General features: G+C 68.9%; 7 protein-coding genes, 1 other RNA gene and 1 pseudogene. 7 read left to right on the forward strand and 2 right to left on the reverse strand.

Translation table 11 applies throughout. The features are described from left to right. The first annotated feature begins 25 nt into the window (after window positions 1–25). The 4 genes from ABT245_RS04970 (at window position 26) to ABT245_RS04985 (ending at window position 9,136) form a co-directional block, all read left to right on the forward strand. Window positions 26–3,403: a DEAD/DEAH box helicase gene (locus tag ABT245_RS04970; RefSeq protein ID WP_351728660.1), complete on the forward strand. Its 3,378-nt coding sequence runs from the start codon at window positions 26–28 to the stop codon at window positions 3,401–3,403. 76 nt (window positions 3,404–3,479) lie between these two features. Further along, a complete protein-coding gene (locus tag ABT245_RS04975) occupies window positions 3,480–4,826 on the forward strand; it encodes a hypothetical protein (RefSeq protein WP_351728662.1) in 1,347 nt (448 codons plus the stop codon). A 186-nt stretch (window positions 4,827–5,012) separates the two neighbouring features. Further along, the gene (locus ABT245_RS04980; protein WP_351728664.1) at window positions 5,013–7,202 is read left to right on the forward strand and encodes a hypothetical protein; all 2,190 of its coding nucleotides are present in this window, start codon (window positions 5,013–5,015) and stop codon (window positions 7,200–7,202) included. Beyond that, window positions 7,199–9,136, forward strand: a complete 1,938-nt coding sequence (locus tag ABT245_RS04985) for a DUF2357 domain-containing protein (protein WP_351728666.1) — start codon at window positions 7,199–7,201, stop codon at window positions 9,134–9,136. The genes ABT245_RS04980 and ABT245_RS04985 overlap by 4 nt, the downstream gene beginning before the upstream one ends. A 168-nt stretch (window positions 9,137–9,304) precedes the next feature. Here ABT245_RS04985 and rnpB read toward each other — a convergent pair. Then, window positions 9,305–9,707: RNase P RNA component class A (gene rnpB / locus ABT245_RS04990), an RNA gene on the reverse strand. Between the two features lie 53 nt (window positions 9,708–9,760). On the opposite strand from rnpB, the gene ABT245_RS04995 reads away from it, so the two are divergent. After that, window positions 9,761–10,048: a hypothetical protein gene (locus ABT245_RS04995; protein WP_351728669.1), complete on the forward strand. Its 288-nt coding sequence runs from the start codon at window positions 9,761–9,763 to the stop codon at window positions 10,046–10,048. Window positions 10,049–10,129: 81 nt separating this feature from the next. On the opposite strand, the pseudogene ABT245_RS05000 reads toward ABT245_RS04995, so the two are convergent. Beyond that, window positions 10,130–10,425, reverse strand: a pseudogene (locus ABT245_RS05000) (AraC family ligand binding domain-containing protein); the annotation flags it as partial. A 129-nt stretch (window positions 10,426–10,554) separates the two neighbouring features. Between ABT245_RS05000 and yaaA the strand changes: the two are divergent. Next, window positions 10,555–11,337 carry a peroxide stress protein YaaA gene (gene yaaA, locus ABT245_RS05005; protein WP_351728993.1) on the forward strand — a complete coding sequence of 261 codons (783 nt, stop codon included), beginning with the start codon at window positions 10,555–10,557 and terminating at the stop codon, window positions 11,335–11,337. 76 nt (window positions 11,338–11,413) lie between these two features. Then, window positions 11,414–12,040: a bifunctional 4-hydroxy-2-oxoglutarate aldolase/2-dehydro-3-deoxy-phosphogluconate aldolase gene (gene eda / locus ABT245_RS05010; RefSeq protein ID WP_351728672.1), complete on the forward strand. Its 627-nt coding sequence runs from the start codon at window positions 11,414–11,416 to the stop codon at window positions 12,038–12,040. Window positions 12,041–12,213: the final 173 nt, after the last annotated feature.

Below are 12,213 nucleotides of genomic sequence, written 5' to 3' on the forward strand. Positions count from 1 at the left end.
GAGTGTCCACTCCAAGGAACCAGCGATGCCGGCCCGTATGCCGGGTGAACCGATCTTTGTGTCGCTCCTGTGGCACCGCGTGCCACAGGGACTTCCCGACCAGAAACTCTCCCGCGGCACGGAGATCCGCCTTCATCACCGGCCCACCGGTCAGCTCGACCTGGTCACCGCCTCCGCCACATACGGTGTCCGCCCGGCAAGCCCCGAGGACCGACGCAAGCTTGACCAGGTGCGGTCCGCCGGAGCCAACTGCGTAGCTGTGACTGCTCATGAGGTCGTGCCGAGACCGCCCGCCGCGCACACACAACAGCGGCCCCGCGCGGGCAGGGCGCATTCATCCGCGCCCGCCATCGACGAGCCCTTCACCGTGCGGGCTCACACCTACGCGCCGGCGATGGGGCTCGCCGTACCACTCAGCTCCGGACTGCAACTCGACATCAACGACGCCGTACTGGAAGACGCTGTGAAGTACGCGGGTCGGGCCGACGCCGCCAATGCCGCAGCCGTCATGGCATTCCTGACCCGCGAGCTTCTCCTCGCTCCCCGCCCCGGGGGTTTTGCCGCCGCCTGGCGCATGGTGGTCTCGGCAGGACCGGCGGGAGGTTTGGATGCCGGCTTCCGGGTACACGGGCCCGGGCTCATGGCCGACGTCGAAAAGCACAGTGCGGGCTACCGCATCATCCGTCTGCTCGGTGCGGTCCATGACCGCGGCGTCGGCCAGAAGGCCCTGGCGGTCGGGGCCATCGAGTTCCGCGACATGACCGCCAGACAGCGCGACCGGGAGAGAATCCAGCAGGGGCTCGACCTGGTGGCCAACCAGAACGGCTACCTGGCCATGTGGGACAGGTACCAGGAACTGGAGGCCCGCCATATCCGGGGACGGATCCGCGACTTCGGGACCATCCGCTACACCGCGGTCAAGGTCGAGTCCGACGGCCGCTGCGCCTTCACCGTGGACCTGAGCCGGGCGCTGCCCCGTACCCGAGCCGCGCTGGAGAACGCCACAACGGCTGAGAGAGTGGAGATCGAGGCAGCAACGGAGGTGCCGGCCTCCGCAACCGATGCCGTGATGACGGACCGGGAATGGCTGGTCGCCTCCCGTGCCCAGAAGGGGCGGGCCTGGATCGGTGAACCGGTCGGATACGACAGCGTCACCGAGACCCTGCGCCTTGCCGGGACCTTCAGCGACCAGAAGGATCCGCCGCCCGTGGGCTGGCTCTATCTCGCGCACCGCGGTGACCAGCGCCGGCTCGACCGGCGCGAGAACGCCATGCAGAAGCTGCGCACGGACGGGACGCACATTCCCGCGTTGCCGACGTTGTTGGAGGGTGGCTCCTGGCCGCAGCCGGCGCAACGGCGGATCACGAAGCTCTCCCGCTCGGCGCTCGACTGCTTCGCTCCGCACGGGCCCACACACGCTCAGCGGGAAGCCGTACTCACCGCCCTCAACACGCCTGATGTGGCAATCATTCAAGGGCCTCCGGGTACCGGCAAGACTCAGGTGATCGCCGCCCTGGTGAACCAGTTGGGTGATCTCGCCGAGGGCGGAAACGTCGCCGGAACCACGCTGCTGACGAGTTTCCAGCACGCGGCGGTCGACCATCTGGTCAGTCGTGGCTGGGTCTTCGGCCTGCCTCCGCTGAAGGTGGATTCCCGCGGCCGGGGCAGTACGGTCGCGCTGGACACCTGGCGCATCGAGGCAGCCCGATCTGCCGATCTACGGCTTCGTGAGCGGCCCGTGGGCCACCATCTTGCTGCTCAACGCGCCGCCGCGGAGTTCGCCGCCACATATCGGGCAGCACCGGTCCCGCCCGAGTTTCTGTCTCAGTTCCTCGACCAAGTGCTGGCCGAACTCGGCGGCATTGCCGAACCGTCACTGGTCGAGGAACTACACGCGCAGAAGGACAGAGCCGAAAGGCACCGGCACCGAGCCGCCGCCGACCCTGAGACCCGCGCGGACCTGCTGCCGTACGTAAGGTCCCTGCGCTGCACAACGGCGGGCTTCGAGGACGACGGACCCCATACGGCCCGCGCGCTGCTGACCCGGCTCGACCTCATCGACAGCCCGCTGCTCAAGGGCATCGCGTACCGCGAGCCCCTGCGGGCGGCGATCCGGGGCACCACGTCGCTGCCACAACTGCTGGAGTCGCTGGCCGAGTTGCGCGACACGCTGCTCGACAATCTCACCGCGCGGATCCGGCTGCCAGAGGTCACCGTCGCCGACCCCGAGATCGTGGCCCTCCTCGACCGCCTGGCTGCCCAGCTCGCGGAGGCGGTCACCCGATCACCCGATGCCGTAGCGGCGGCGCTGCTCGACTATCGGGACGATCTGCGCAGCGACCCGGAAGGGGTCGACGACACCCTGCGTGCCTATACCGTCTCGCTCGCCTCCACATGCCAGCAGGCAGTGTCCAAGGCCATGGCGGACGCAGGTGGTCAGGACGGGGTGTTCGAGTCGGTCATCGTCGATGAAGCCGCGCGGGCGAACCCTCTCGATCTGCTCATCCCGCTCGCCCAGGCCCGCCGCAGGATTGTTCTGGTCGGCGACCACGAGCAGCTTCCCCACATGCTGGAACCCGATGTGGAACGGGAACTGGGATCGCTGGGCGACGACGTTCGTGACCGGTTGCAGGAGAGTTTGTTCCAGCGCCTGGCCAGACAGTGGGAGCACGGCTCGCCCGACGGACACTCCCGGTTCGTCCGCCTCGACACCCAGTTCCGGATGCATCCGGTGCTCGGCAGCTTCGTCAGTGACAACTTCTACGGCGGGACGCTGCGCAACGGCCGTGAAGCAGCCGAGTTCACGCACGGAATCGACCGGTACGGAGAGATTCCCGCGGCGTGGCTGCCCATACCGCTGTCGTCCGGCGGCGAGACGTCACGCGGCACCAGCCGGGCCCGTACCGCTGAAGCCATTGCCGTCGCAGCAGAGATCGCTGCCCTGATCGAACGCCACCGACAGCTGACCTTCGGGGTCATCTCGTTCTACGCCGCGCAGGTCACCGAGATATGGAAGGAACTGAAGAAGGCCGGGCTCGCCGAGTTCACCGAGGCCGACGGATGGCGCCCCGTGCCCCGGCTGTGCCGGGACGAGGACGGCGCGCCGCTGGACCGGTTGCGGGTAGGTACCGTCGACGCCTTCCAAGGAATGGAGTTCTCTGTCACCTACTTGTCCACGGTACGCAGCTGCGCTCCGGCCGCTCGGACCGACACCAAGCGCGCCTATGGGCACCTGACCGTCGCCAACCGACTGTGCGTGGCGATGAGCCGTCAGCAGCGGCTGCTCGTGGTGGTCGGCGACGGCGACATGTTCGGCCCCGATTCGCCCTCGGAAATCAAACCCCTGGCCGCTTTCCTCGCCCTGTGCCAGAAAGGGGTGGACGGCCGTGTCATTCGACCGTAGGACCCCGGTGTTCCAGCTCGCTTTCCCGCCTCGCGAGCACTATCGGCCCGTCCTTTTGCCCCTATGGGTCTACCAAGTGACCGCACCAACCGGCTACTCCCGGACCCTCGACGTATTCCAGACAGTGGTGTTGCGTCTGTGCGCCGCCGGAATCCGCGATATCGGCGACCTGTCCCGGCTGATCGGACTGGACGCCACCCTGTGCCGCACCGTAATTGCCCGGCTGGTGGAGGGCCGGCTGATAAAGCCTGGGCTCACGCTGACCGAACAGGGACGGCAGACACTGGCCGAGGGAGAGGTGAAGGAAACGGATCCTCAGCTGGTGCGCATCTTCCAGGACCCGGCCGGCGGGACACTGCTCCCGCGCATCCTGGTGGCCGACCCCGTACGCGCCGACGTGCGGGAGCACCGCGGACGCCGGGTCACCATCCAGTTCGGCACCGCTGGCGCCTCCCGGGAAGTCAGTGCACTGACGTTGCGTGGCAAGGGCTCTTCGATGCGCCCGTCAGAGCGTGCTGTGCTCGACGCCTGCCGACATCATGACATGGCGGCTCGTGGCCTTCGCGGTACGTCCCGCAACGCCGACCGCACCTCCGTGGCGGCCCGCAGAGTTGGATTTCACGGCGCTCCCAACCCTGCCTACCTGGTGTGCTATGCCGTCAAGGGCGATGACGGATCCGGACGCATGTGGACTGTCCACGACCCGTTCGCCGTGGGCGACGGGCGGGTCTTCGCCGACTTGCTGACCAGCTACGCCGAGCAGGACGACGAGTTGAGTCGGCTGATCAACGACCTGCTCGGCCGGGACCGCCGCGATCGGACCGCCACCGCCCGCAAGGTCGACCGGGAACTCGCCGAGGACGCCCGCGCCGATGTCGTGCGGATCCTGGGCGAAGAGATCCGTGAGCACCCCGAGGTCTTCGCCCATCTCGCGGACATCGAGCTGGCCCTAGTCAAGGACACTGCACGGGAACGTGAGAACGCGGCTCGCAACGCGATCCGTGTCTTCGAGTGCATACTTCCAGGGCTCAACGAAAAGTTCCCCGCGCAGCTGCCGACGTCAAGAGTGCCGGCCGTACGAGAGCGCGCGTTCGTGCTGACTGCCTTCCGGCTCGGCGCCACCTCAGTGCCCCCGGAAATGCAAAGGAACTGCGCCAGGCCGAATAACGGTTTGGCCGGTGACATCATCAGGGCAGTGTGGGCGGCCGGAGAAAACAAGCAGCATCCCCTCAATTCTTTTGTCCGGCAGCGTCCCACGCTTCTGGAGGACCTCGATCGGTCGCGGATCCTGCGCAACAACGCCACACACGGACCGACTGACGCCCCGTCCTCCGACGATCTGGACCGCATCCGAACTCTCACCTACGAAGCAGCCCGCCATTTGCTCGGACTGAGCGGTGACCGACCGACAGCAAGAGGGTGAACCAACGTCATGGGGAGAAAGCAGACGCGGAGCCGCGGTAAGGGAAAGGGACCCGTGTGGCCGGGCCAGCCGCAGGCGTCTCAACGTCCCGCTCCCACCCGGGCCCGCCCATCCGCGACAGCGGCCCCCGAGGGGCCTCCAGCAGCGCCGGACGGTACTGCGGCGCTGCTCGAAGAAATCAAACAGGTGGCCTCCGAGGCTCAGTTGGTCCAGGCCGCCGGTGACGGGGCTGACAGCGGGGGCTTGGGACTCGAGCACGCCTGGCAGCTCTACCGTGCGCTCGCCAAGCGCCAGGCAGAAGCCACGGACACGCTGACAGTCCAGGGTGAACAGCTCCGTGCCGAGCGGTCGGATCTCGATGCCGCGTTCGCCCGACAGGCTCAGCAAGCCGCAGCCCTCCAAGAACAGCAGGAGACACTCGACACCCGAACCGCTCTACTCGACCGCAAGGAGGACGAACTCTGTGATCGGGAGCGTACGGCCGAAGCCCGGTTGGCCGAACTTCGGATGAAGGCGGGCCAGGAACTGGAATCCTGGCTGACAGAGCGGCGCCGGGAGGCTGTCGAAGCCCTCGACACGGACCGCCGGGCCTGGCAGACCAGATGGAGCGAGGCGCAGCGTCGCCTCGCTGACGCCCAGGCTGCCCTGGACCAGCGGGAGAGCGAACTCGCCCAGCGGGAGCGGGACCTGCGAACCCAGCTGGTCCGGTTGGACGGGGAACACGAGGACGTGGCCCAGCTCAGAACCGCGCTGAGGGAGCAACAGTCGGGCCGTGCCGAACGGTTCGAGCGTGAGGTCGCAGACCGCACCGGCCAGCTGATGGAGCAGATGGAGGAGGGCCGACGCCGGGTGGCAGCTCTGACTGCCGGCAACGAACGTCTCACTGCCCGCCTCACCGAGTACGAGACCGCGCTGGCCTCCCTCGGTGGTCTGACCCTGGAGCAGGTCGTCGAGCGCTTGGCCGAACTTCGTGCCGAGAATGCCCGGCTGACAGAGGAGAACGCCACCGCGCCACGGGCTGATGCCCGCATGCTCGAACAACTGCAACAGCAGGTGATGCAGCTGGCCGCCGACAACGAAGAGCTGGTGAGGGAACGAGGCGAACTGGAATCCGCTCTGCAACGCGACCGCATCGCTGTCAACGAACGTCAGAACTACCTGGAAGCCAACAACTGGCTGAGCGCCGCCAACAGCCAGCTTCGGCACCTACTGAATGAGGAAGCCGCCAAGCTCAACGCCACTGCCCAAGCCGGCAAGGAAGGCCACGCCTTCCCGGCCTGCTCACGCATGGACCATGACTTCGGCACACCCCTGCCATCCGCTCCCACGGCTCCGGAACTGCCCGCACTCGTGGAGCAGATGCAGGCGGTCATCCGGCAAAGGGCCGGCCTCTCCTATCGCGATTCGGATCTGCGCCTTGTCCTGGCAGGCATGGCCATGAGCCGACTTCATCTCTTCCAGGGCATCAGCGGCATCGGTAAGACAGGACTCGCACATGCGCTGGCGACCGCTTTCGGCAGCGCGAGCAGCGTGGCTGTCGTCCCCGTGCAGGCCGGCTGGCGGGAGCCGCAGGATCTTATGGGGTACTACAACAGCTTCGACCGGATCTTCTACGAATCCGAATTCACCAAGGCCTTGTACCAGGCGCAGTGCCCCGCGTTCAAGGATCGGCCGTTCTTCATTGTGCTCGACGAGATGAACCTCTCCCACCCTGAGCAGTACTTCAGTGGAGTGCTCTCGGCCTTGTCCATCAAGGACCGGCCCAGGCTGGCGCTGACCACGGCGCCCGTCAAGAATCCTCCCCGACTGCTGATCGACGGAACGCATATCGCCGTTCCGGACAACGTGTGGTTCATCGGAACCGCCAACCACGACGAAACGACCGTCGGCTTCGCCGACAAGACCTACGACCGGGCATTCGTTCTTGAACTGCCCTGGCAACACCCGGAGATCCCAGACACCACCACCGCGCCTCCGGAGCCGGTCGCCCACCGAGGTCTCACTCAAGCCTTCAGCCAAGCACGGGCCGACTACAGCGCCCACGCCGCCGACATCGTTCACTTCCTGGACGACAACTGGCGTCGGCGCTTCGCCGAGGAATTGCGTATCGGCTGGGGCAACCGACTGGAACTGCAGATCAAGGAGTTCGCCCCCGTCGTGGTCGCCGCAGGCGGCAGCCCCGGTGAGGCTCTGGACCACCTCCTGTCCACCCGTATCCTGCGATCTGTCCGAGGACGGTACGACATCCACGCCGACACCCTCGACACACTGCGCACCGACCTCGGGGACAGTCTGAGAGGGTTCGACGGCACTCACGAGCCCCTGGCGACGCAACAACTGCTGGATGACGAGATCCGCTCGCGTGGCCGGCGATGAACAGGGAAGCAGCGGAGCCGGCTCTCGATTCCTTGCTCGTCCGCCATCTCCTCGCGTTGTCGACACGTCTCAGCGAGGGGACCACGACGCTCGAGGGTTGGCTGGCTATGCCACCTGTCATCCTCGATGTCTCCGACGAGACCGCGGCACTGCCGGTGGAGGATGCCTTCGAGCACGACTCCGGTGCTCTGCGTACGGTTTGTAATCGCCCGTACACACGGCTGCGCACGGTGGAGGAGATCCTGCCGACTTCCCGAGTGCGCTCGATTGCCCCCGGCGCGGCGGCGCGGCTGGCCGCCCGCCCGGAAGAGTGGGCCTCGCACACGCTCGCCGGCGTCCGACCGGCCCGGCTGCTGGCCCGCCGCAGCGAGGAAGACGCCGACATCTACGAGAACCGGGTTGCTGTCGCCGTGCTCAGCGTGATGCGGTCGCATCTGCAGCAGCGGATCGCAAAGGTGAGCGACCTGAGCAGGATGGTCGGCGATGTGCATGGGCTTCTGATGCACTCGGCGGAGAGCACATGGCGGGCCCGACAGGACCTGACCCGGCTGCTGAGGAATGTCGAAGACTCCAGCAAGCACCAAGCAGCAGCGGGAATCCGCATGCGGGAGCTCGAATCCGCCCTCGCCTCTGTGGAAATCATGCTGGGCTCACCCCTGGCACGCTCAGTCGACCACCGTGCCGCGCCGCCCCGCGCACTGCATCCCACCAACCTGTTCCGCAGCGATCCCGGCTACCGGAGGGTAGCCGCGCTGTGGGAGGCGTGCACCACCATAGAAGCCCCGCAGCTCGGAGCGGCTGAGACCGACCGGCGCCGACAGGAAGTCGGCGTCGCCTTCGAACGTTTCACAGGTCTCCTCCTGCTCCTCGCTTGCAGACTTCTCCAGGCAACTCCGGTCGCCGACCAGCCGGCTCCTGGCCGTGGCCGCTCCACTCGCTTCCGTATGCGCGGCGCACCGTTGACGATCACCTGGTCCCTGACAGGCGACTTCACCGTCCACTGGCGAGAACAGCAGGCTCTGCGCGTGCTGCCTGTCACCGCTGACCTGTGCACGGCTCCCGACGCGGCCTCGGTCACCGCCTTGATCAGCGACGCCGTCGGGAAACGACCGCCTGCTGAAGGTGGGAACGATCTCGTCGTCTACCCGAGCCGGCTGCAAGCACGGGAAGACGCCGAACCGGATGTCCTCCGTGCCTCCTACCGCATTGGCCACCGAGACGGTGCTGCGCCGGAACAGCGCGCCGACGTCGCCCCGTTGTCCCCGCTGGACATCTTCAGCGTCAGCCGTCTGGTACGGGCGATACGCTGGGCGACCCTGGGCGCCGATGCCCGCCGTTATCCGTACCGGGTGTCTGTGCCCGCAGCCGAACGCTCAGTCCTTTCGGAGTGCGATTGGCTCGAACTGCACCCCGACGGAGTCGCTGTTCTACGCGCTCCGCTGCCCGACGAACTCGACCGGCTGCCCGCGCTGTTGAACCGTTCGCGCGCACGCTCTAGTGGTGGCCGGGCCGGGAGGCATGACGCACAGCGGCTGCAGGACTTGCGTGCGGCGCTCGAAGACGCGGCGGCGAAGACGGCGCTCCTCGAAGTGTGCCCACTGTGCCCCAAAACCGATGCCAGGAATCGACCTACGCTCGAAGCCCGCGATGAAGGTCTGTTCGCAGTGTTCTGTCCTTCCTGCGGCACCCGGTGGGAACTCCGCCGTTGCCTCGCCTGCGGCCACACCTTCCCCCTGCTCGATCCGGATGGCCTCGCCACCATCGGCGCCCCGGAATCCGACCTCGACCGCCGCTTCGGCGGCTCCCTTCTGTCGTCCCCCTGTTGGGCTGAGGAGCGCACCGGCCAGTCCATCTGCCCGGCTTGCGGCACCTGCGGCCGAGCTGACCGAGTCTCTTCCTGCCCACGCGGATGCTCCCCCCAGGCGCCTTCCTGAGCGACCGGGCTGCGCTGTCGCCGGGTTGGCAGCCTCCACCGTCGCACGGGGGTTCGTCCGGCGCGTCCCGCGACACCCGAGGGGAAGCCATTGACGGCTGTCTCGCTTCGACCCGATGGGTTTGTTGAGCTACAAAACATGGCCGCTGACCGCGGAAACATAAGGCGGCAGACGAGTCGGGCTGTACGCCGGGTTCTGTTCCCCGGCTCCTTGCGGAGGTCGGGGTGACGGCCATCCATCTAGGGCCGGTGTTGCCACCGGCCTCGTGCGGTCTACCCGCGGACTCGGGCGGGCAGCCCTCGAACGTCCGCGCAGAGCGCTTTTCACGGCGCTCCTCTTGACCTTGCTCCGGGTGGGGTTTACCTAGCTGTCCAGGTCACCCTGGGCACTGGTGGTCTCTTACACCGCCGTTTCACCCTTACCCGGCACCGAAGCGCCGGGCGGTCTGTTTTCTGTGGCACTGTCCCGCGGGTCACCCCGGGTGGCCGTTAGCCACCACCCTGCCCTGTGGAGCCCGGACGTTCCTCGGGAAGCCCCCTAAGGGACTCCACGCGGCCGTCCGCCCGGCTCGTCTGCCGTGTCGACCATGGTACCGGGCGTGCGGGGCGCCGCGGACCGGCGGCCGTGGCCAGTACGGAACCGGCCAGGATCAGGGCGAAGGCCGCGGTGACCCCGGCCGTCAGCGGCTCGTCCAGGAACAGCGCGCCCGCCGCGACGGCGACCGCCGGGTCGACATACGGCCCCGCTTCCTTGATCAGTTCCAGGAAGGCGACGAAGGCGACCGCCGTGCAGAGCACGCCCAGGCCGGCCGGCGCGGCCAGCACCTGCGGCTATCAGGGGCGCCGCGGCGTAGCCGAGCACCGTCAGCAGCATCTCGCCGAGGGAGCGGGCGTCGCCGTCGGTCAGGCGTAGCCGTCGGTGCCGGTGGCGGGGCCGGCGGTGCCGGTCAGGCGTAGCCGTCGGTGCCGGTGGCGGGGCCGGCGGTGCCGGTCAGGCGTAGCCGTCGGTGCCGGTGGCGGGGCCGGCGGTGTGCGTCTCGCCGGGGGCGGGCACGACGGTGGAGGAGGGGCCGGTGCGAATGCGGCCGCCGCGGTAGTCGATGGCCTCGGCGCCGCCGACGCACCCGCCGACGGTGAACTCCTCGTGCGCGTGCGGGCGTGGACGTGCCGCTGGCAGGGGGCGGTCAGCAGGTCGAGCGGGGGGCCGCAGTCGCCAAGGCGCGCCCTCGTCCACAGTGCCTGCTCGGCCACCGGCCCCCACCACCTTTGTGTTCTCCCGCCCGGAACCATGGGGTTGCAACGCCTTCCGGTCCGGTTCCATGCCGCCGGGGTGCCGGGGCGTCGCCGCCGGTCGGTTGTGGTGCGGGCGTACGCCGTACGCTGGCGCGCAGGTCGAGAGAAGGAGTCCGTGCTGTCATGGTGCTTGTCCTGCTGCCGCCGTCCGAGGGCAAGGCCGCGTCCGGCCGTGGCGCCCCGCTGAAGCCGGAGTCGCTGTCCTTGCCGGGGCTGGCCGCCGCCCGTGCGGCCGTCCTCGACGAGTTGGTCGACCTGTGCGCGGGGGACGAGGTCAAGGCGCGCGAGGTGCTGGGGCTCAGCGAGGGGCTGCGCGGCGAGGTCGCGAAGAACGCCGGGCTGCGTACGGCCGGGGCGCGGCCCGCCGGTGAGGTCTACACGGGTGTGCTGTACGACGCCCTCGGCCTGGCCTCCCTCGATCCGGCCGCCAAGCGGCGCGCCGCGCGGTCGCTGCTGGTCTTCTCGGGGCTGTGGGGTGCGCTCCGGGTGACCGACCGTATCCCGTCGTACCGCTGCTCGATGGGGGTACGGCTGCCGGGGCTCGGGGCGCTGGGGGCGCACTGGCGCGGACCGTTGGCCGACGTACTGCCCGCGGTGGCCGGGGCCGGGCCGGTGCTCGATCTGCGGTCCGCCGCGTATGCCGCCGCGTGGCAGCCGAAGGGCGAGGTGGCGGGGCGTACGGCGACCGTGCGGGTGCTGTACGCGCCGACCCGGAAGGTCGTCAGCCACTTCAACAAGGCGACGAAGGGGCGGATCGTGCGCAGTCTGCTGTCGTCCGGTGCCGCGCCGAAGGATCCGGGCGAGCTGGTGACGGCGCTGCGGGATCTCGGGTACGTGGTGGAGGCGCAGGCGCCCGCGCGGGCGGGCCGGGCGTGGTCGCTGGACGTGCTGGTCGACGACGTGCACTGACGCCGACCCCGGGCATGCGTTGCATCATGCGCAACGCTCTTTGCGTATGTTGTTCGGCGCGGGCAGGATGAGCGGCATGTCCTCATCACCGCTGGATCTCGCGCCCGTCATGCCCGTGGTCGTGCTGGCGGACGCCGCCGACGCCGTACCGCTCGCGAGGGCGCTCGTCGCGGGCGGGCTGCCCGCGATCGAGGTGACGCTGCGAACGCCCGCCGCGCCGGCGGCGATCCGGGCGATCGCCGCCGAGGTGCCCGACGCGGTGGTCGGCGCCGGTACGGTCCTCGGCCGCGAGCAGGTGGCGGACGTGTGCGCGGCCGGGGCGCGGTTCCTGGTCAGCCCCGGCTGGACGGATGCGCTGCTGGCGGCGATGGCCGGGTCCGGGGTGCCGTTCCTGCCGGGGGTGTCGACCACGTCGGAGGTGGTGGCGCTGCTCGAACGCGGGGTGCGGGAGATGAAGTTCTTCCCAGCGCAGGCGGCCGGCGGCACGGCGTATCTGAAGTCGCTGGCCGGTCCGCTGCCGCAGGCCCGTTTCTGTCCGACCGGGGGGATCGGGCCGGCGAACGCCGCGGAGTATCTGTCGCTGCCCAACGTCGGCTGCGTCGGCGGCACCTGGATGGTACCGACGGACGCGGTGGCGACCCGCGACTGGCCCCGCATAGAAACCCTGGCCCGAGAAGCGGCAAACCTCCGCCCGACCGCGTGACCGCCAACTCGGCGCGGGGCTCCGGCCGGCGGCATGGCCCTCAACGCGGCCTGGAAGCCGACTCGGCCATGCACCGCCTACCTGCGGCGCGGGGCTCGGGCCAGTGGCAGGACGCCCAGCGTGGCGCAACGCTCCAACTCGCACATGTGACACCCGCGGCACGGGACCCGGCC

Origin of the sequence: Streptomyces sp. NPDC001508, from assembly GCF_040298665.1 — a bacterium.
GTDB lineage: Bacteria > Actinomycetota > Actinomycetes > Streptomycetales > Streptomycetaceae > Streptomyces.

Coding starts and splice junctions, on each gene's coding strand:
- ABT245_RS04970 (WP_351728660.1), top strand. CDS start 26: ATGCCGGCCCGTATGCCGGGTGAACCGATCTTTGTGTCGCTCCTGTGG.
- ABT245_RS04985 (WP_351728666.1), top strand. CDS start 7,199: ATGAACAGGGAAGCAGCGGAGCCGGCTCTCGATTCCTTGCTCGTCCGC.
- eda (WP_351728672.1), top strand. CDS start 11,414: ATGTCCTCATCACCGCTGGATCTCGCGCCCGTCATGCCCGTGGTCGTG.